Source organism: Vibrio sp. R12-SW3-ISO1 (assembly GCF_059834005.1).
In genome coordinates, this window is the sequence record NZ_JCBDGK010000047.1 from 163,249 (window position 1) to 184,951 (window position 21,703).

At 50.3% G+C, this 21,703-nt stretch carries 16 protein-coding genes; 4 read left to right on the plus strand and 12 right to left on the minus strand.

Features of this window, described 5'->3' with window-relative positions; translation table 11 throughout:
* The first annotated feature begins 555 nt into the window (after positions 1-555).
* The gene (locus AC6R0R_RS14970) at positions 556-1,518 is read left to right on the plus strand and encodes a TDT family transporter (protein WP_500627262.1); all 963 of its coding nucleotides are present in this window, start codon (positions 556-558) and stop codon (positions 1,516-1,518) included.
* A gap of 233 nt (positions 1,519-1,751) precedes the next feature.
* Positions 1,752-2,933 (plus strand): alpha-hydroxyketone-type quorum-sensing autoinducer synthase, encoded by a 1,182-nt coding sequence (cqsA, locus tag AC6R0R_RS14975; protein WP_500627263.1) that lies wholly within the window; start codon positions 1,752-1,754, stop codon positions 2,931-2,933.
* 80 nt (positions 2,934-3,013) lie between these two features.
* Here the strand turns inward: cqsA and AC6R0R_RS14980 are convergent, their stop codons facing one another.
* The 4 genes from AC6R0R_RS14980 to AC6R0R_RS14995 form a co-directional block, all read right to left on the minus strand.
* On the minus strand, positions 3,014-5,056 hold the full coding sequence (locus AC6R0R_RS14980; RefSeq protein ID WP_500627264.1) for an ATP-binding response regulator: 2,043 nt from the start codon (positions 5,054-5,056) through the stop codon (positions 3,014-3,016).
* Between the two features lie 151 nt (positions 5,057-5,207).
* Positions 5,208-8,258, minus strand: coding sequence for an AAA family ATPase (locus AC6R0R_RS14985; RefSeq protein WP_500627265.1), 3,051 nt, complete (start codon positions 8,256-8,258; stop codon positions 5,208-5,210).
* Positions 8,259-8,267: 9 nt separating this feature from the next.
* Complete coding sequence (locus AC6R0R_RS14990; RefSeq protein ID WP_500627266.1) at positions 8,268-9,443, minus strand: exonuclease SbcCD subunit D; 1,176 nt, start codon at positions 9,441-9,443, stop codon at positions 8,268-8,270.
* A gap of 138 nt (positions 9,444-9,581) precedes the next feature.
* Positions 9,582-10,667, minus strand: a complete 1,086-nt coding sequence (locus AC6R0R_RS14995) for a ketoacyl-ACP synthase III (protein WP_500627267.1) — start codon at positions 10,665-10,667, stop codon at positions 9,582-9,584.
* A 95-nt stretch (positions 10,668-10,762) separates the two neighbouring features.
* Here AC6R0R_RS14995 and trxC point away from each other — a divergent pair, with 95 nt between their 5' ends.
* Positions 10,763-11,197 (plus strand): thioredoxin TrxC, encoded by a 435-nt coding sequence (gene trxC / locus AC6R0R_RS15000; RefSeq protein WP_487902254.1) that lies wholly within the window; start codon positions 10,763-10,765, stop codon positions 11,195-11,197.
* A gap of 167 nt (positions 11,198-11,364) precedes the next feature.
* The gene (locus tag AC6R0R_RS15005; RefSeq protein ID WP_500627268.1) at positions 11,365-12,525 is read left to right on the plus strand and encodes an MFS transporter; all 1,161 of its coding nucleotides are present in this window, start codon (positions 11,365-11,367) and stop codon (positions 12,523-12,525) included.
* Between the two features lie 118 nt (positions 12,526-12,643).
* Here the strand turns inward: AC6R0R_RS15005 and nirD are convergent, their stop codons facing one another.
* The 8 genes from nirD to cobA all read right to left on the minus strand — a co-directional run bounded on the left by nirD (position 12,644) and on the right by cobA (position 21,701).
* Positions 12,644-12,985 carry a nitrite reductase small subunit NirD gene (gene nirD / locus AC6R0R_RS15010; RefSeq protein WP_500627269.1) on the minus strand — a complete coding sequence of 114 codons (342 nt, stop codon included), beginning with the start codon at positions 12,983-12,985 and terminating at the stop codon, positions 12,644-12,646.
* On the minus strand, positions 12,985-15,468 hold the full coding sequence (gene nirB / locus AC6R0R_RS15015; RefSeq protein ID WP_500627270.1) for a nitrite reductase large subunit NirB: 2,484 nt from the start codon (positions 15,466-15,468) through the stop codon (positions 12,985-12,987). The genes nirD and nirB overlap by 1 nt, the downstream gene beginning before the upstream one ends.
* Before the next feature lie 10 nt (positions 15,469-15,478).
* Positions 15,479-16,354: an ABC transporter ATP-binding protein gene (locus AC6R0R_RS15020; RefSeq protein ID WP_500627271.1), complete on the minus strand. Its 876-nt coding sequence runs from the start codon at positions 16,352-16,354 to the stop codon at positions 15,479-15,481.
* A gap of 12 nt (positions 16,355-16,366) precedes the next feature.
* Entirely contained in the window at positions 16,367-17,335 is a 969-nt protein-coding gene (locus AC6R0R_RS15025; RefSeq protein WP_334552004.1) for an ABC transporter permease, read from the minus strand.
* Positions 17,336-17,454: 119 nt separating this feature from the next.
* Positions 17,455-18,846, minus strand: coding sequence for a CmpA/NrtA family ABC transporter substrate-binding protein (locus tag AC6R0R_RS15030; protein WP_500627272.1), 1,392 nt, complete (start codon positions 18,844-18,846; stop codon positions 17,455-17,457).
* A gap of 301 nt (positions 18,847-19,147) precedes the next feature.
* Entirely contained in the window at positions 19,148-19,732 is a 585-nt protein-coding gene (locus AC6R0R_RS15035; protein ID WP_500627273.1) for an ANTAR domain-containing response regulator, read from the minus strand.
* A 125-nt stretch (positions 19,733-19,857) separates the two neighbouring features.
* A complete protein-coding gene (locus AC6R0R_RS15040; protein WP_500627274.1) occupies positions 19,858-20,811 on the minus strand; it encodes a glycosyl transferase family protein in 954 nt (317 codons plus the stop codon).
* Positions 20,808-21,701, minus strand: coding sequence for a uroporphyrinogen-III C-methyltransferase (gene cobA, locus AC6R0R_RS15045; protein ID WP_500627275.1), 894 nt, complete (start codon positions 21,699-21,701; stop codon positions 20,808-20,810). Before cobA ends, AC6R0R_RS15040 begins: the two co-directional genes overlap by 4 nt.
* Positions 21,702-21,703 lie beyond the last annotated feature (2 nt).

The following is a 21,703-nucleotide window of genomic DNA, read 5'->3' on the forward strand; positions in this document are numbered from 1 at the left end:
ACCAGTTTTTTGGGGAGGGTTACACAAGCACAGTGGTCACAAATTGGCGCACTTGCGTTACCATATCGCCATTGACGAGAACATTCGTTTAACGGGTTCCTAAACGACAAAAGGCGCACTTGGTTGTGCGCCCTATCCCTCGTTACTCAATCGTGAGTCTGCGAATCTTGAAGTCTATGTCTGCTTCGAGATCTAAAAACGAGGCTACTGAATTGACTTGTTGAATCCATCCAAATTGTAGGTAAGGCGGTATTTTCCTCCATGCGGGTCGGGTCATTTGCCTTACACTTTAACTATGGTCGATTTCGGCCAGTTCGCAAGTTTTCTGCGGCACTATTTTCTCGTGTATCGATTAAAAGTTGGACTTTTCTCACAAAAGTGCAATTCAACTTTGCACGATTATCGATTGGGCTAACGCTAACCACAGGTATAATGACCACTTGTGCGGCGAAATCACGCTAACGTTCGTCAACACTTGCTTGGCAACCGTTTGGCTTGATACCATTCGCCCTCAATCAATCCGCAATACTCACGCACAATAGAAACGGAAATCCGGTGAACTGGAAACGCCTAACACAATTTCACAACGTCCCTCCTTCTCAGTCTTCTTTGGCACTTGGCATGATAGGCCTTGGGCAAGCATGGGCACTCTATATGCCCGACGTTGGTGACATACTTAGGCCCTATTTTGCGTTTGCCGGCGCACTGCTGCTGACTCCCGTTCTGATCAAGTATTCGAACTACCATACCTTCATGAATGACATTCGCCACCCTCTCAGTGGCAGTCTGATGGCACCGATGAGTATGGCTTTACTGATCTTGTGTGACTATCTGGCGATCATCTCGCCTATTATCGCCTACCCGCTTTGGTTTGCGGCGTTAATGCTGCACTTAACCATGATGGTGCTGTTCTTTGGCTTTCAACTGCGCAACTTTAAAATGTCCAACATTGTGCCGAGTTGGTTTCTCTATCCTGTTGGCGTGATCAGCAGTTCTCTCGCAGGTTCCCAATTTGGTTTAACGCTGTTTTCTGAAACGATTGTTGCCATCTGTATCACCATCTACTTTTTTATGCTGCCGCTCGTGCTCTATCGCCTAGTGTTCGAGGGGATGTTACCGCGCCGAGCCAGGCCCACCTTGGCAATTATGGCTGCGCCTATCAACCTCACCTTAGCCACCTATTTGGTCAATTTCAGCGAGCCAGACCCGATCCTAACCGGCGCGCTAGCGGGGATTGCCATCACCATGACCCTGCTTATCTACCTGTGCTACATCCGTTTACTCAGGCTCAAGTTCCAACCATCCATTGCTGCGGTGACTTTTCCTTCGGTTATCAGCGCCATCGCTATGCACCGCTTAACGTCATTCTTTGAACAGGCTCACCCACACTGGCACTGGCTGCATAACTTTGGTCTGTTTGAGCTCACCATTGCGACCGTATTGGTGATTTGGGTTTGCATTGGCTACATCAAGATGTATTGGCCAGAACTGGATCGCAATCACACCTCACAATCTTGAATTTACCCTCAAGCGTCACCTAAATATAGAGACTGAGATACGCTAGCGTTTGATGATTTTGCATGAGTTAGACCCCAAAAGGGTAATAAATATTAATTAATAGTCATTACACACTTTTTTTGTTTGCTAATACGCTCAAAAAACAAACTATTTTACTAGACGGAATAATCTATTAGGTTCATACATATCCTTGTCAGCTGGCCATTCACTTGTTTTGAGAAAAGGATATGATTATGTTTACACTTGATAAGTGTTCGCCACTTCCGACGTTCGTTAATGCACGCATTTCGCACTATGTTGATGACCTAATTAAAACAAAAGATAATGGTCGTAATTTAGTGTTGGGTAAGAAGCCTAAACAAGGAGATATTCTTCTCCAATCCAACGATTATTTATCACTCGCCAATCACCCTAAGATTATTGACGCGCAAATCAATTCTCTCAGACAAGGGCAAGAGAGTGCGTTTATGTCGAACGTCTTTCTTCATAGTGATGCCCTCGACAAAACGGTGCAGCAGAGAATGGCGGATTATACCGGTTTTGAACACTGCACCATCGCCCCTTCTGGCTGGATCGCGAATATCGGTCTATTACAGACCCTATGTGATTCAGATACCAAGGTCTATATCGACTTTTTCGCCCATATGTCGCTTTGGGAGGGCGCGAGAATAGCCGGTGCTGATATCCATCCTTTCATGCACAACAATGTGAGACACCTTAAGCGCTTAATCAAACGACACGGTCCAGGCATCGTCCTGATAGACTCCATTTACAGCACCCTTGGCACCATTGCCCCACTTACAGAACTGGTTGAGACCGCGAAAAGTCTGGGTTGCGCCATTGTTGTCGATGAATCCCATTCATTGGGTACACATGGCCCGAAAGGCGCAGGGTTGGTGGCTTCACTCGGTTTAACGCAGCAGGTTGACTTTCTCACTGCCAGCCTTGCCAAAACCTTTGCCTACCGCGCTGGAGCCGTTTGGTGTAACAACGACACGGGAGAAGTGATGCCCTATGTCTCGTTCCCATCGATATTTAGTTCGGCGATGATGGCGTGTGAACTCGACAGGATCGATGCAACCCTCGCGGTGATCAAGGCAAGTGATCCAGCGCGTAAACAGTTGCATCAAAATGCGGCCTGGATGCGCCGAGCGCTGGCAGATGTCGGATTTGATATTCGTAGCGAATCACAGATCATCGGCTTAGAAACCGGAGATAAGACCAATACCCGCAAAGTTCGTGATTATTTTGAGCAACGTGGCGTGTTCGGATCGGTATTCTGTACGCCAGCAACGCCCGACAATAAAAATATTTTGCGTTTGTCGCTGCACAGTGCATTAACAGCAGAGGAGTTGCACAAAATTGCGTTAGTGGCTGAATCGGCATTTCACGATCAAAATTTACGTTTTATCTAAACAGTATTTATTCAAATTAAACAAGGAAAGGTGTCATTTCGGATAAAAAATAGGGCGATAAATTCGCCCTATTTTTATTCTTACAGGTACTCAGATATTTTATCAAATAAGTGTTCTTTATCGGCCGGTTTAATGAGGTAGTCATTCATACCCACCTCTTTTATGCGCGCCATGGTTTCTTTACGATTATCACCTGTATGGCCGACGATCGGCACATTGGCGTAAGACTGCTGAGAGTGACGAATCTTCTGCGTGGTATCAAAGCCATCTAACTTGGGCATTTCAATATCCATGATGACCAAATCAACCGGCTCTTGGTCGAGTTTCTCCAACACATCATTACCGTCTTGCGCTTCAATGACTTGATAACCTTGTTTGCTCAACAAAATCGCGGTGAGCGAGCGTAGCGAACTATTGTCATCAGCAATCATAATCCGCTTCGCTGCCGTAGGTCGCTTGCGAGGAATGAGGTTGCGATTCCCTTCTCTTGAATCAAAAATCACTTCATCGATGAGCGCGATGCCCTCTGAGATCACCCGCTGCTTTTCAAGAGGATAAAAGGTGAGGTAGCGATTAAACGCATCATGATAGACGCGATTAGGTTCAAACAGATACACCAGTTTGGCTTCGGTAAAGTGCAACTTGGATTCCAAGTGCTTAAACTGCGCCTCGTTTAAACCATCCAGATCGACGAAAATCAGATCGTACTCAAATTCGAACTCTTCACGCGCGCTGGCTTCGCTGTACGACCATCGGATCATTTTGAAACCGGAGTAGAAGGCGTCCTCGTTCAGTTTGCGCATGATTTTAGCGTCTTCGCCGATGTAGACAATCGCTTTGTCTTTCATCAAATCGTGTTTGATATGACTGACTTGCTCAGAGACGTAGTTAGGGAAAAACAGCGTGAATTCCGTCCATTCACCATACTCAGATTGACAACTGATACTGCCACCAAAGGAGTGCATTACCCGTTTACAAAACGGCAAGCCTAGCCCATGACTGGAGCTCTTCCCTGAGGTGTAAAAGTCTTTAAAAATATGCTGAAGCTTCTTCGGCTCTATCCCGACCCCGGTGTCTCTCACGGTAATGGTGTTGACATCGTGATGAACCGCGAGCGTCACGGTGATCGAAAAATCTTCGCTATTTTGATAATAAAAGGCGTTTTTCAATAGGTTATACAAGGCATACTTGAGCAATACGTCACTACCAAAGTAGTCAAAATCATGCTCAATATGGAGCGAGACGAGATTTTTGGAGTGCACGCCAGGGTAAGAGAAACTCTCTAGTGTGTCCTCTACCACTTCTGCAGCGCTGTGGCGCACAAAGGTAGAGCGAGAGACACGATTTTGATCAATGGAAGTGAGCAAAAGATCGATCGCTTCATTGCCGTTATTGATGATGACGTCTGCGTTGTTCAGGATCTCTTTGATAACTTGAACATTCTGTTTTGACATCTTGACCTCTTCATCTTGATGACTGACATCCGGTAAAGAGGAGTTCACTACATCCACTGAGGCTTTCAGGGCACTGAGCGGATTACGCATCTCATGAGCAATCCCGGCGCCAAACGACTTCGCAATCGCCACTTTCGCTTCATGTTCAACCTGATTGCGAAAATAGAACAGGTTGCCAAAGACATAAGTGAACAAAAAGATGGGAGTGTATGGCCAAACCACATCCGGTGCGGGGTTGTAGTTAACCATGTTCAAGTCGCCGGCGAACAAATAGGCAAAGCCGACAGCGACAAACGCTTGGGCCAACATGACCCTTGTTTCGTGCACCAGTAAGACATGCAAAAAGATCGAGGCCATGAACGACATCGCCCACACCGTTGACCAGTGGTTCTTAAACAGCATGTAGGAGAAGAAAAACGGTAGACAGACCGCCACGCAGCCTAAATAGTAATAGGGCATATAGCGCTGCAATGTGGCCGGAAGAAACTCGCGCAAAGCGAGTACGAGCAACATCACGGAGCAGACACTTCTCAGCAACAGATCTTCATAAGGCTGAGGATAAATGTATTGCCAAATCAGATAGTAGAGAGGAAAACCAATCGCCCCCATCCACCCAACAAGGGAGAGATTGGGCTCTGCATACTGGTAGACCTTTTTAACCGCATCCATATCGTGTCGTCACATCCAATGTCGTGTTGTCTTCACTCTTCAACTATCGTGCTACTTACTCAATTGGTCACTATGAAACCATCAACGAGTACAATGATCATACAAAACATCCTACTACAGTGAAAGAAGAAACCAATTGCACAACTTAAGTTTAGCCCAACATTGGGCCAACAACGCGAATCGTGCTCCCCGTTTTTGCACTGACCACGTCTATTCTGTGAGACATTTGCTCTTTTAACTCACTGACGTGTGAAATCACCCCCACTGTGTGACCCGTTTGTTGCAAGTCGATTAACGTTTGCACCGCCAAATCCAACGATTCAGGATCAAGGCTGCCAAAGCCTTCATCAATAAATAAGGTGTCGAGTCGAATCCCACCACTGTAAGACTGCACCACATCAGATAGACCAAGTGCCAACGAGAGCGCAGCCATAAAAGACTCTCCGCCGGATAAGGTCGCGACATCGCGCGCTTTGCCTGTGTATCCATCTTCGACCATCAAATCCAAGCCTCTTCCGGCGGCGCCGCGAAAGCCGTGCGTTTTACGCGTGAGTATGTAACGCCCTTTACTCATCAGCGCCAGACGTTGTGACGCTTGAATCAGGACATCATCAAGCAAGACGCCGAGCACAAAGCGATGCAAACTAACGCGGCTGCCGGTCTTACCGCTGGCAACATCATACAAGGTGCCGAACACCTGATACTCTCTTTCCAATTCGGCATTTTTCTCTTTTAGACGCTCGATCTTGCGCTGCACGTTTTGCAACGTCTCAACTGTCGCTCGTTCGCCATCGAGTTGCTCTCTCACCTGCGTATGATGTTGCTGATGGTGATTGAGTTCGTTTTGCAGAGCTTCAAGATCCGGCGTGGTCTGCCCTTCCAACGCGGTGGTGATGTCTTGAATGGTTTGCTCAAGACGAATCGTGGCTTGGTTATAGTCGTCCAATTCACTTTGCCACTGCGCCATTTGCTCGGCTGTGGCTTTCGCGCTGACAAAAGCGTCAAGCGTTGCCAGCTCACTTTGCTCTAAGGCCCGCTGCCACTGTGCGTTCGCTTGCTCGGATCGCACTTTGGCCTCTTGCAACAGCGATTGGTGGGTGCCAACTTCAGAGGCGCACTGAGATTGCTTGAGCGTGCTAGCTTGATAGTGCTGGTTTGCCCGTTGCTGCTCTTTCTCTATCGCTTCGATTTGGCTTGATAGCGCCGAGCGCGCGGCCTCAATTTCTTCAATGTCTTGTGTTGCGCCGCCAAGTTGTTGCGTCATCTCTTCGATGCTCTCCGCGAGGGCGCTGACGGTATTGTGATTGGCCGCTATCTGCTGTTTGATCTCATTAATTTTTTGCTCGCCGGTTTCACAGCGCTGCGTCAGTTCATTCACCTGCGCTTCAAGCGCCGTCACATCCAATGACATTAGCGCCTTTAAGCGTTCCTCAACCGCACTTAGGCTCGCTTGTGTTGCCGACACCCCCTGAACGGCGACCTCCCCTAATTCGGCTTTAAACGCTTCCACCGCCTTCTGGCTTTGGCTTAACGCCTGCTTAAGATGTGAAACGTGCGCCTGAGCTTTCACCCACTGTGAGTGCGCCTGCGTCTCTTCACTGCGCGCCTGAGTCACCTGCTCTTTACTGACCGACTCGCCGTCAATTTGCGCAATGTTCGGGTGCGCCGCGCTGCCACAAACTGGACAAGGCTCCCCCTCTACGAGTGTTTGCGCCAAAATAGCCGCTTGCGCTTGGTGCCAGCGCAGTTCGACGCGGTTCGCCGTCTGCTGTTGTTCTTCAAACGCTTGAGTGACGTTGACCAATGCCGCCTGTGCCGATTTAAGCTCTTCGGCCTGATTGACCGCGTCTTGCACCATTTGGGTCAGTTTGCGCAGATCGCTTACCGCGCGCGTCAATTCCGACTTTTGTTGCTCAAGCTTAGATTGCTCTAGTCGCTGCTCACTGGCTTGCTTGTGATCGTTTTTCGCACGCGTTAAATCACGCTGGAGTTTCTCTTTATGAGAGAGGTACTGAGCGAGCTTCTCGTCAAGTACCGCACTGTGCTGCTGCGCCTCTTTCTGGCGTGAGATGAGCGCTTGTCTTTCCAACCATTTTTGTTTGATGGCCTCGAGCTTGTAACGCTCATCATTGAGTGCCGGTAGCTGTGCCGCTGCTTTTTCTGCCTCGTCATGCGCGATTTTCGCTGCTGCTAAGTCGTTATCTAGCGCCTGTTTGCTCTGCTGCAGTTCGGTCAACTTGGTTTCAAAACGAGTGACATCTTGTGCGCTCTGCCATTGATTTTGATAAGGCAGTTCAATACTCGCCGCCTGCTTTGCACGCTGCAAACGAACTTGAGTCTCCGCTATCTGAGACTTTGCCGCTTGATGCTGCGTGAAAGATTGCTTGGCCTGAGACAACTTGGCGAAATCATCGCGTATTTTCTGCCCTTGCTGAAGCGCTAAGGTCGATGCACTAAGCGCTGCTTGCGCTGCGGCTTCTTCCTGTTTTCGCTGTTCAAGAGCGACACACGCGGACTCGTAGCGGGTATTAAGCTCTTCGATACTAGCGACATTGCCCACCTCAAGCGCGCCGCGAATTTGGTTGTCAAACTCATCTTTGCTTTTGCTGATCGAGGCGGCTTTGTCTTTGAGCGCGTACTCAATTTTTTTGTAGATATCGGTTTGGAACAGTTGGCCGAAAATCTCTTCGCGCTCTTTCGAGCTGGCTAGCAGCAATTCACGAAACTTACCCTGTGGCAGGACCATGACTTGACGAAATTGGGTCTCATTAAGACCAATCAGTTCGGTGACCAACGTTTTGACCTGAGCCGTTTTGCTGGTCAAAAGTACCTCTTCGTCACCCAACTGATAGAGCGCAGCGCTGTGTTTGCGTGTCGTTGTGCCTTCCCCGCGCGCTTTTGGCGCTTCTTGCTCTGGGGAACGCGTTACGCGAAAGCGTTTGTCGTGCAAGCGGAATTCGAACGTTACCTCTGTCGGCACATCCAACTTAGCGTTATCACTGCGCATCTGGGCGCCGAGTCGCTCATTACTGGTGGTTTCGCCATAAAGCGCAAAGCAGATCGCATCAAGTAGCGTCGTTTTTCCGGAACCCGTTGGGCCATTGATCAGAAACAGCGGATTGCTGCCCAGCTGACGAAAATCAATCGATTCGGTGCCTGAAAACGGCCCAAAGGCCTGCATAACTAAGGTGATGGGTTTCATGAGCGCCCCTTACTGCTGGCTCAGTTGTTTGATAATCGCCGAAACCGCGCTCTCTTGCGCTTGAGTCAGCTCATTGCCTTGCGCTTCTTTGAAAAAGTCGCGGAACATATCGACTTCGCTGCGCGATAGCGTCGCTTGCGCCATCGACTGCTCTACCCCCACTAACATGCCGGGCTTTTCCAAATGCAACACATTTGGATAGACAGTGCGCAGCTTCTCCATCGGATTGAGAATGGCGTGTTGGTCGGTTAATCGCACCAACAAATAGTCGTGGGCGCGAGGATCGGTTTTACCCGCCGCGAGGATCGCTTCCAGCTCCCCTTCGATGATTCGCATTTCATGTGGCGCTTGCAGCGGAATATGCGTTGTCGCAACCAAACCGCTGCGATCAAGCTCTACTAAGGTCATGCCTTTTTTATGGTGCTGCTCTGAAAAGCTGTATTTCATCAATGAGCCACTGTAGCGAATATGGGCTTCGCCTTTGTATTGCGGCTGGTGAAGATGGCCAAGGGCGACATAGTCAAAATGGACGAAATGCTCATGACTGACACATTCGGAGCCACCAATCGAGAGTGGACGCTCCGACTCTGAGCTGATCGCACCATCAACAAAGCAGTGGCTGATCAACACATGACGTTGTGACGAATTAAGATGAGGCGTGATCAAACCAACCAACGCAGCATGAGCGTCATCGTGAGTAGCAATCGGCTTTTGCGCCTCAGGCGTTGCTTCATCTTGCTGTTGAAATGTGTGATTAAAGTAGTGGCGCACTGTCTCCGGATCGTTAAACGGCATGCCATAAAATGCCACTTCTCCGGCTTGGTCACTGCTCAACACAACAGGTTCGAGCATCTGCTGAAAATCACTGATAATGTGCAGCCCAGCGCCTTTCATGTGTGCAGAGCCAAACCCTAGGCGCTGCGCGCCATCGTGATTACCCGGAATCAAAATGACGGGCGTGTTTAACTCCTGGCAAACACGATTTAGCGTTTCATTAAGCAGTTCAATCGCCGCAGTCGGCGGCACCGAGCGATCATAAATGTCACCAGCGATCACCAGTGCATCGACGGGATGCTGCGCCATGTACTCCACCATCTGGTCGAGCACCACACGCTGATCGTCAATCAGCGACACATTGTGAAACTGTCGTCCTAAATGCCAATCCGAGGTGTGAAGAAATTTCATCTTACGTCGTTGTCCTTATGTGATACTGCCAACCAGCCATCGGCCATCATGAAAAAAGTCGCGACAATTCGCGACTTCTCATTGTATTGACCTAAGCGTATTTGTTGAGGCTGCGTCGCCTTGTAAATTTAGGCCTGTTTACTCTGCGTGTGTTTTACAAAACGCGATCGCTTGTTCCAATAACTCAAGTGCAGACGCCTCTACTGGAGGAAGTGTGGCATCGCTTTGGCCTATTGGCGTAACTCGCTCACCCCATTTTATGTGGCCTGCGCCCCAAGTTAAACCTGCGCCAAAGGCGGCGAGCAGTAGGTTGTCACCAGGCTTAATAAAGCCTTGTTCCAGCGCTTCACACAAGGCAATCGGCACAGTGGCCGCAGAGGTGTTGCCATAGTTCTGGATGTTAACAAACGCTTTATCTTGAGCAATCCCCGAAAGATCACACAAGGTTTGAATGATGCGGATGTTAGCTTGGTGCGGGATCACCACATCAACATCGTCAGTCGACAGTTCGCTGCGCGCCAGCACCGATTGAGCAGCTGCGCCCATGCCTTTCACCGCACGCTTAAAGATCTCTTTGCCAACAAAATCAAACGCCCAGTAGCCGTTGTCCGCAGCGAAACGATCCATTGAGGTACCAAACTTGGGCACCGCCAAAATATCACGCCCAGCCGAATCACAGCCAAGCTGCGCCTGTTGCAAGCCCACTTTTTCCGTTGTGCAGCTCAACACCGCTGCACCTGCGCCGTCACCAAATAACACCGCCGTATCACGCTGGGTCCAATCGATAAAGAAAGAGAGACGCTCTGCGCCGATCACGATTGCGTGGCGGTAATTGCCTGATTGAATAAGACGAGTCGCCGTTTCTAATCCGTAAACAAAGCCAGTACACGCTGCGTTCAAATCAAACGCTGCGGCGGCTTGAACGCCGAGGTTTTGGGCGACTTTAGACGCGGTATTGGGAATCAGTGAGTCGGGTGAGCAGGTCGCAACAATAATGAGATCCACCTCATCAACACTGACATTGGCACACGCGAGTGCGTGTTTGGCGGCAACGGTTGCAAGATCTGACGTATTCACATGGCTGATGCGGCGCTGCTCTATACCAGTGCGCGTCTTAATCCATTCATCGGAAGTATCTAGAAAAGTGCTGAGGTCATCGTTGGAGAGCGTGGCTGGCGGTAGGCATTTACCCCAACCGGTAATTTCTGCGTAATAGCTGGTCATTATGTGCCTTTTTACATTCTTATTTGAGTCACTTGGCGTTTTCAGAGTATAACTAGTGTGTCATTGAGTTGAAATAATTAATAAAGAGAAAAGTCATGTCTACCTTCAATACACGATGCCCATCATGTTCTGGTGTCAACCGCGTGCCGCTCGAGCGCGTATCGGAAAGCCCGAAATGTGGTAAATGCCAATCTGCGTTGCTCGATGGCCAACCGATAGAAGGCACGTCGCTGAACTTTAATGCCCTGTTGCAAAGCAGCCAACCTGTGGTGGTCGATTTTTGGGCGCCTTGGTGCAACCCTTGTGTGGGCTTTGCACCTGTCTTTGAAGACGAAGCCGCCGCCAGACAGGGCGAAGTACGATTTGTAAAAATCAACACCGAAGTTGAGCAAGCGTTGGCCGCTCAGTTTCAGATCCGTAGTATTCCGACTGTGATGGTATTCAAAAACGGCCAGCGCGTGGATGTGATTAACGGTGCGCTTCCTCGCTCGCAATTTAGCCAATGGCTAACTCAAGCCATCAATAAATAACCTTGAGTTCCCACTAACGACTCGACAAAAATCTCTTGTCGAGTCGATTAATTCTTTTCGTTTTACCCACGCCACTATTCAGTCCATATTCGCGCGAAAACTCACTGGTTAATTCCTCAATCCTTGGTCCCTTATGGCCAAGGATTGTCCGTTTTGAGGCGACGACATTGGACAACACTCTTATTCCTACCCGCACTATCCGTGTCACGGTTCCTGTGATTGCCTTGGCGCTGTACGCCGTTGCATCGGGCTATTTGATGAGTTTGATTCCGCTGATGCTGCCTCACTACGATCTGGATACCTCACTCGCCAGTTGGCTTGCGAGCGTGTTTTACGCAGGTCTATTGATTGGCGCGATGGGTGTAGAGCCTTTGGTGCGCCGATTAGGGCACAAAGCGGCGTTTGTCTGGTGTTTAGCGCTATTTCTACTCACGATTGTGGCCTTGCCATTAATGCCGTATGCAAGTAGCTGGTTGATCGCACGCTTTGTCGCGGGCGCGGCGGTTGCAGGCGTCTTTGTTGTGGTCGAATCTTGGTTGCTGCACGGTGACGAACAGTCACGCGCTAAACGCCTTGGTCTTTACATGGGCGCGCTGTATGGCGGCGCGGCGCTAGGCCAATTGGGTATTGGCGTCATTGGCGTATCGGGTGGTGTGCCTTTTATTACTATCACTACCCTTTTATTGCTCGCCATCATCGTGCTGATGTTTGGTGACTCTGATCAACCCGAGCACGGAGAGAGTGCCTCACTCTCTTTCAAACAGATGAGCAAATTAAGCCATGCTGCAATCATTGGCTGTATCGTGTCTGGTCTCACCCTCGGCGCAGTGTACGGCCTGATGCCTGTCGAATTGAGTCAACGTGGAATTGCCCATGATGACATTGGCGGCTTGATGGCTCTGATCGTTTTGGGCGGTATGGCGATTCAGCCATTAGTGCCAGCATTGGCGAAAGTGTTCGGTCGCACACCTTTAATGGCACTCTTGTGCTTGGTGGGCGTGGCTGCGATTGCCTTTACCTCTATGGTGCCGGGTCTGCGAGCTCTGGGTGCCGGGCTATTTGTACTTGGTATGGCGACCTTCGCACTCTACCCCATTGCGATCAACTTAGGCTGTGATGGCTTGAACGCCCAATACATCGTCTGCGCAACACAAGTGATGCTGTTCAGTTACAGTGTCGGTTCTGTAGTGGGACCTGTGGTAGCAGATGGGTTTCTTTCTGGCCCTCAAGGCTTGATGGGCTATTTGTTCGCGGCGCTGCTTGCTACTAGCATCTATATGTTGCTTGCCTCGATACGGGGTAAACGCAAAGCCGCGATCGGTGAATAAATTAGTACCGCGTTAATTAACACATCGCACAAAAAATACCAACCTGATCAACAGGTTGGTATTTGCCCCCTGGAAGGATAGGGCTAGGGTGAAACACGAGTCACTCGCGAAAACCTTGTTACGCCTTCGCGTGCCATTCAAGAAACACTTCATCGTTTTCCAGTAACACGGGCCAATGAGCTAAACGCACGTCGCTGTTTTCTAAGCACTCGCCTGAGCGCAGGCAAAAATGCTGTTTGTACAAAGGGGAAGCGACACACAACTTGCCCTTAACATCTCCGACAATGCCGCGGCTAAGCACAAAAGCTTTGCCGATAGGATCCCAGTTCTGCACCGCAAACACACCTTGATTAGGGATGAGAAACAGCGCAACTTGTTGGCCTTCCACCAAGGCGACTCGCCCTTCGTAGGCGCACAGTGCGCTTAAGTCGCACACCTTGATTTTCTCGAGTACGTCCATCAATTCTCCTCCTTGACTGGAATACGTTGGCCACGAATGCGTTGGTAAGGCAATGCTTGACTCGGTTCACCTGAATTAATGAATGGACGGAACTTAGTGAGCTTGGCAGGATTATCCAACGTGCTCTTCCATTCACACTGGTAGGTATCCACCACGTGCTGCATTTGCGTCTCCAATGACTCGCAAAGGCCGAGAGAGTCCTCTATCACCACTTGTTTTAGGTACGCCAACCCACCTTCCAGGTTATCCATCCACACTGAGGTACGTTGCAATTTGTCTGCGGTGCGAACGTAGAACATCAACACGCGGTCAATCAGAGTGATCAATTCATGTTTGCTGAGATCGGAGGCAAACAGATCCGCGTGACGCGGGCGCATGCCACCATTCCCACACACGTAGAGGTTCCAGCCGTTTTCCGTGGCGATGACGCCGATGTCTTTACTTTGCGCTTCAGCGCACTCTCGGGTACAGCCTGACACCGCAAACTTCAGTTTGTGTGGCGAACGTAGCCCTTTGTAGCGGTTTTCAAGTTCGATGGCGAGGCCAACCGAATCATCGACACCGTAGCGGCACCAGGTTGAGCCCACGCAAGATTTCACTGTTCGGACCGATTTTCCGTAAGCATGGCCGGTTTCAAAGCCCGCGTCGATCAGCGTGCGCCAGATATCCGGTAACTGCTCAACTTGTGCGCCAAACAGATCGACTCGCTGCCCACCCGTAATTTTGGTGTAGAGATCGTATTTCTTGGCCACTTCTCCTAAGACAATCAGCTTGTCTGGTGTGATCTCGCCGCCGGCAACACGAGGTACGACCGAATAAGAGCCATCTTTTTGCAGATTCGCCATAAAGGCATCATTGGAATCTTGTAAACGGCTGTGTTGAGGCTCCATGATGTGTTCATTCCACAGCGAGGCGAAGATCGAACTAGCGGTCGGTTTACACAGATCGCACCCCAACCCTTGGCCGTGACGAGCGATTAAGGTGTCAAAATCCTTGATCGCTTCGACTTGGCAAATATGGAACAACTCTTGGCGTGACAGCGCAAAGTGTTCACAGACATGGTTGTTGACTTCAACGCCCATCGCTACCAATTCAGTATCGAGCACCGATTTGACCATGTTGCTACAACCACCACAGCCAGTACCCGCTTTCGTCTGCGCTTTAAGAGAGTCCAAATCTTGCGCGCCCGCTTGAATCGCCGCCACCAAATCGCCTTTGGTGACATTGTGACAGGAACAAATCACCGCGGTGTCGTTCATTTCACCATTGAGCATACTGGTGTCAAACAGGAGATTTGCAGCGTGATCGGGCAGCATGGTTTGGTTTAAGTAACATTGCAGTAAGGCGTCGTAGTCACTATTGTCACCGACCAAAATAGCGCCAAGCAGTTGGGTGCCCGTCGCATCGACCACCAGCTTTTTGTAGACGCCTGTGACCGCGTCTTGCAAAACCATCTCTTGCGCGCCCGGGGTCGCTTTGTGCGCATCACCGATTGATGCGACATCCACACCAAGCAGTTTCAGTTTGGTGCTCATATCTGCACCAGTGAACCCTTGGGTGTCACGATGGGTCAGAACGTCAGCAACGACACGCGCCATCGTATAGCCAGGCGCAACCAGGCCAAAAATGCGTTCTTGCCAAAGGGCACATTCACCAATGGCAAAAATGGAGTCGTCACTGGTCACGCAGCGATCATCAATCACAATCCCGCCGCGCTCGCCAATAGTCAGCCCGGCTCCGCGCGCTAAGGCATCTTGTGGGCGTATCCCCGCGGAAAAGACGATCACGTCCACTTCAAGCGGATCCTCATCTTTGAAGACCATGCGATGCTTTGCGCTCTCGCCATCACAAATGCGCTCCGTTGCCGTCGAGGTATGCACCGATAAGCCAAGCTGTTCTATTTTCTCTTTCAGTACGGTGCCTGCGCCGTCATCGAGCTGCACTGGCATGAGCCTTGGGGCGAATTCGACTACGTGAGTTTCCACCCCGAGCAAACGCAGAGCGTTCGCGGCTTCAAGCCCGAGTAAACCACCGCCGATCACCGCGCCGGTTTTCGCCCCTTGGCAGGCGGTTTTGATTTCAGAGAGATCATCAAGGGTGCGATAGACAAAAATTTGCTCACGATCGTGCCCCTCAATCGGTGGCACAAATGGGTAAGAACCGGTGGCGAGCACCAGTTGGTCATACCCCATCACGGTTTCTCCATCGAGCTCTATGCGTTTGAGCTCTGGCATCAGGGCGGTCACCTGAGCACCGAGCACCAACTCGATGCCATGTTTTTGATACCACTCTTCGCTGCTCAGCATCAAATCTTGATGGGATTTGCCCGAAAACAGTGCCGAGAGCTGAACTCGGTCGTAAGCGATAAAGCGTTCTTCGCCAATCACGGTAATGCGTTTTTCGAGATGCGCGCCGCGCTCGACCAATTGAGCCACCAGATGGTGTCCGACCATGCCATTGCCAACAATTACTATCCGTTCCATGTTCACTTCCTTAGGCGGTCTTTGCCGCTGATTTCGCATCGTCTTGGGTGGACGAGCTCGCGCTTGCTCTTAACGCTGTCTTGGCTTTTGATGCCGTAGGCTCAGGTTTGGCCTGTTTTTCATAGAGGAATCTCAACACTGACTGGCGATATTTTTGATACTGCGGGTTATCCGCCAACGCCACTCGGTCACGGGGTCTTGGCAGATCAATCTCAAGCACTTCGCCGATCGTGGCTGCCGGTCCGTTGGTCATCATGACGATTTTGTCTGAGAGCAACACCGCTTCGTCCACATCGTGCGTGATCATGATGACGGTGTTATTCAAGTCAGCTTGGATTTCCATCAAGGAGTCTTGCAAGTGCGCGCGGGTTAACGCATCGAGCGCGCCGAACGGCTCATCCATCAACAGCACTTTCGGTTGTAACGCCAGCGCTCTCGCAATACCGACACGCTGCTTCATGCCACCGGAGATTTCATCTGGCTTTTTGTCTGCAGCGTGAGACATGTGGATCAATTCCAAATAGTGCTCGGTTTGCTGTTTGATCCATGCTTTGCTCTGCCCTGCGGCCACCTGTTTGACCGCAATTTCCACGTTTTCGTGCACGGTTAGCCAAGGCAACAACGAGTGATTTTGGAATACCACAGCGCGCTCGGGGCCTGGGCCACTGACTTCGCGCCCATCGACAATCACGCCGCCATCGGTGGGCATGTGCAAACCCGCAACCAAATTGAGCACGGTCGATTTACCACAGCCCGAGTGACCAATCAGGGAGATAAACTCGCCACGTTGGATTTGTAAATTAACATTCTTGAGCGCGATAAATTCGCCGTTGGGCGTCGGAAATCGCATGCCAAGTTGAGTAAGATCGAGTAACGGTTTAGACATGATGAACTCCTATTAACGCAATGCTTGCTGTTTGTTCCATGAGAGCCACTTCTGTAGCTGTAACATGCCGCGATCAAGCAACAAACCAATAAAACCGATGGCAATAACGGCGACCATAATGCGCCCCAGTGAGGCGGAACTGCCGTTTTGAAACTCATCCCAAACGAACTTGCCAAGACCGGGGTTTTGCGCCAGCATTTCAGCGGCAATCAGGACCATCCACGCAATACCGAGCGACAAACGAAGCCCTGTAAAGATCATCGGGATCGCCGACGGCAGGACAATAATACGAATGTGTTGCCACCAAGAAAGCTGCAGCACTTTACTGACGTTAATCAGGTCTTTGTCCACACTTGTCACGCCAACCGCCGTGTTGATCAAGGTGGGCCACAAGCTACATAGCGCAACGGTAAGCAGTGAGTTGACAAAAGATTTAGCAAAAAGCGGGTCATCACTGACGTAGGTTGCACTCACCACCATGGTCACAATCGGCAACCAAGCAAGGGGCGAAACGGGCTTAAGCAGTTGAATAATCGGGTTAAAGGCTTGATACAAACCGTGGTTTAGCCCAAGGACAATTCCCAGAGGTACGGCAATCACCGTAGCGAGAATAAAGCCACTTGCCACCGTCACTAAACTGGTGACAATCTGATCAAAAAATGTCGGTTTGCCTGTGTAGGGGCGAATTTTGACCTCGGCGTTGGGATCTTTGGCGAGCTTCTTGGCATTGCGTTTTTCTTGGCGTTCAATGAAGGCTTGTTCTTTTTGGCGCTCATTCCAATGATCGTCCACTAAGTTGCTAAATTGCTCGAACGTTTGCACCGGGCCAGGCAAGGTGCCTAATGACGTTTCGACCTGACGTGCACTTAAATGCCACATCATCAAAAACATCAATATGCCGATAAGCGGTAGCAGAACGATTTTGCTTTTGTTCGCTACCACCGATTTACTCGGTATGAGGGAAATGACATTACTCGACATAAGCACTCCTATTACATCTTTGTTACGTCTTGTTGACTGTGTGATTGAGCGCTACGCTCAATCGGGCTTTCCTAATGTGGGGGGAGCCACCTCCCCCCGATTTGACCCAATCTTGGGCGTTACACTTTGTCGCTGCCTTTTAGACCAATATTGAATTTTTCTAGGTAGGCATTAGGCTGGCGACCGTCGTAAACGATGTCATCGATGAAATGCGTCTGCGGCGCACGGAAACCATCTTCTTGACCAAAGTCAGGGAAGTCACCTTGCGTCAGAACACCATCTTCGACGAGAGCTTGTGCCGCTTGTTGGTAGATATCAGGGCGATAGACTTTCTTCGCTACGTCCATGTACCAGTCGTCTGACTTGCCTTCGGCGATTTGTCCCCAGCGGCGCATCTGGGTTAAATACCAGATCGCATCACTGTAGTAGGGGTAAGTCGCGTTGTAGCGGAAGAAAACGTTGAAATCAGGCACTTCACGTTTGTCACCCTTTTCATACTCGAATGTGCCAGTCATGGAGTTGGCGATCACTTCGTAGTCAGCACCGACATATTCACTTTTCGCCAGCAACTTAACCGCTTCCTCACGGTTGGCGTTGTTGTTCTCATCAAGCCAATGAGCCGCGCGAATCAGCGCTTTCACGACGCGAATGTGCGTATTCGGGTACTTCTCTGCCCACTCTTTTGAGACGCCAAATACTTTTTCTGGGTTGTTTTTCCAGATTTCGTAATCGGTGACCACAGGCACGCCTATCCCTTTAAACACCGCTTGTTGGTTCCACGGTTCGCCGACGCAGTAACCTTTGATCGTGCCGGCTTCCATTGTGGCGGGCATTTGCGGTGGCGGAGTCACGCTCAACAACACATCCGCGCTTTGCTGGCCACTGTTATCACCTGCTTCTGGCGCGTAATAGCCAGGGTGAATACCCCCTGCGGCAAGCCAATAGCGCAGTTCATAGTTGTGAGTGGACACAGGGAATACCATGCCCATATTGAATGGCTTGCCTTGGTCAAGGTAACCCTCAACCACAGGCTTGAGCGCATCCGCCTTGATCGGGTGAACAGGAAGGCCATCATCTTGCTTAGGCACGTACTGTTTCATTTCTGCCCAGGTATCGTTGGAGACAGTAATCGCGTTGCCATTGAGATCCATACTGAATGCGGTGATCACCTCCGCCTGTGTACCTATCCCAATGGTGGCACCGAGCGGCTGACCTGATAGCATGTGCGCTCCATCTAACTCACCATCTATCACTCGGTCGAGAAGCACTTTCCAGTTGGCCTGCGCCTCAAGAGTGACGTATAAGCCTTCGTCCTCAAAAAAACCTTTTTCATACGCAATGGCGAGCGGCGCCATATCAGTCAGTTTGATGAAGCCGAACTTGAGATCTTCCAGTTCAGGCTCACCGACCTCGGCAGCACTCATCGGCGCGTAGGCAGACAGTGATAGCGTGACGGCTAACGCCGTGCTTTTAAGCAATCCAGCAGTGTTCAGGGTTGATTTCCATTTCATACTCTTTCTCCAATAAAAAAGCGCTACTGCTCGTGATGAGCAGTAGCGCCGATGCTGACTTAACGATTTACCGCCGTTGATAAACCTTAAGTACCATTGAACAAATTGTGTGGTTGCGCAAAGTCGTAATGCATCACGCTTCTAACCTTAGTTATTCCTATTCCAAGTAGCATGCCAACTTATTTAATACTTAAAATTCAATAAATTAAGCCAGCCTCACTGACTATTCCTGTTGGTTCTGCTTTGCCTTAGTGCACTTCGCACCGAGTTGGAATTTTTCTTTTAACCCCAAAGTGGTAGCCTAACCTTTTAACGTCTCTAAGGTGATCAGTACGTTTTTCGCGACTTGAACCATAGATTGACTCGATTGCATCGCCGATTGGCGCATCGCTTTATAGGCGGCAGACTCGTCCACACCGTGGTGTTTCATCAATAACCCTTTGGCTTTTTCTATCCATTTCCGCTCTTCCAATTTGCTGGCAAGTTCGGCCATTTCCTGTTCCATATCTAACATCGACTGGCGAACGGAAGCGGCGTGCAGTGCCCAAGGCGCCAGCGAACAACCACTATCGCTTGGGAGTAGCACATAATCCATTTTCTTAGGTAAGCGATTGATATCCATAGAACTCAATGACTGAACAATCACCAGTAGTGGCAATTTTTTCTCGCGGCAACGTTCAATCAGCAAGGTGAGCTCAGCGCACGGTTGTCGCCATCCGACCACCACAAATGAGTTGGGGTGCTGCGTGATGAGCGCGTCAAATTGCGCCAGTTGGCAGCCTAAAATTGCATCAAAATCTTGGGCGAGTATTGCACTGATTCGGCTTTGCTCTTTGAGTGAATCGCAACAGACGATGATCGGAATTTTCGACATGGCTTGGTACATAGACATTCCTTGTTTTATTACTCCAGCTAAGCTTTTCAAAACAAGGAATGTGCCAATGTTGTTGGATAGAAAGGAAGTAGCCTCTATCTAGTTGAAAATCGGTGAATTTTCTAGATATTTCAGCTTCAAGCAGTGGCGCAGTAGTCCTCCCAAAGCTGATAGGCCGACGCAAACGCTTGACTGTAATCGTTGTGCAGCGGGAACAACACAGTCGCCATGGTCGCGATAATGGTGTTCGCCATCAAGTTCCAATCACTTTGCGGCGTCTCTAAAGGGCATGCCTTCGGTAGTGGCACATCGGTGAGCAGCTGCTCTGCCTGGTAGTGGGAGGTCACGCCGTTTTCTGAGCTCATCCAGACCGTTTGGCTTACCTTGGGGTTGTATTCTGATTCTCCCGATTGGCCTTTGAAAGAGACCACCGCATGTTTGGTCAAGCCAATTTCATGCTCTACCTCTGCATGCAACTGCTGAAAACCTGGATGGAAACTGCCGCGAATACCGATCGCTGCGCCACTTGGGTTCAGGGCGCGAACCACCGTGTTGATCGGCGTTCTGAGCCCATAGCGATTTTTCCAACCGATCATCTCTTGCGCTTTGGGCGCAAAATGACGCAGTGGCAAATATGCGATGGCGTGCTGCTCGAGCAATGTTTTAGCCTGTTCTGGCGTTTGCGCCATCTCGATGCCAAGCTCGGTCAAATAATCTTCAACATGCTCTCGCCCCGCGGCAAGGTCATGATAGCCATGCAGCAGGACCTTGTGCCCAGCGTTGGCAAGAATTTTGGCCGCTAATCCATGCCAAGGTTTGCCACTGGCTGGGCGTTTACCGGCGTAACAAGGCCAATCGATGTCGGCACCAAGCTGTGGCATACGTGACTGAAACGCTTTGACGAAACCGGCAATCTCTTGCTTGGTCTCATTTTGTACGCGAATCAGCATCAGCAGCATGGCCATTTGATCGTCCGCGCCCTGCCCATCGAGATATTCATCCATTACCTGATAGGCTTGCTCAAAACTCAGAGGTTTGCGCCCCCTCTCCCCACGCCCAACCGTGCGAATACATTCCTTTATTGTGCTCATACAGCCTCATAAGCCACAGACGCTATGGTCTTCGTTAATTGTTCTCGTAGTTTGACCACTTCACCTAAGATAATCAACGTTGGGCTCACGCCTTTTAACGCTTGAGCCATCTCGCACAGCGCCCCGAGTGTTGAGATATGGACTTGCTGCTGACGACTGCAACCGTGCGTCACGATCGCAAGCGGGAAATCTGCGGCCAACCCATTAGCCATCAACCCTTGTTGTATGTCGGCGGATTTCTCAAGCCCCATATAAAACACTAATGTCTGCCCCTGTCCGACCAAATGTGCCCAGGTCGGCAGTGCGCCCGACACCACTTGCCCCGTCACGAAGGTTACACTGCGCGCGACCTCTCGGTGCGTGAGGGGAATAAAACTGCTCGCTGCGCAACCAATGGCGGCGGTGATGCCCGGGATCACCTCATACTCAATACCTTGCTCGGCAAGTCGCAACCCTTCTTCACCGCCGCGGCCGAAGATAAAAGGGTCTCCCCCTTTCAAGCGCACAACCGATAATCCCTGCATCGCCAAATCCACTAAGATTTGACTGATCTCTTCCTGTTTTAGACTCGGTTTTCCGCAGCGTTTGCCCACGTAGATGAGTGTCGCGCTCGGCTTAGCCAAATCCAAGATATCGACGTTCACTAATCGGTCGTAGACGATCGCGTCCGCATTCTGAATAGCCTTCATCGCTTTGACGGTCAGCAACTCAGGATCATTGGGCCCTGCACCCGTCAAAAAGACGCGACCCGTGCCGGGTTTTGGACTCGCCAACTTCAGCGATGCGCCACGCTGGGCATCGTGGTCGATAAATCCAGCGCTAGATAGGCTTTTCCCAGCCCCTTCTCGAAGTCGGTATGTGTCATTGTGTTGATGCTGTAACTTATCCATAG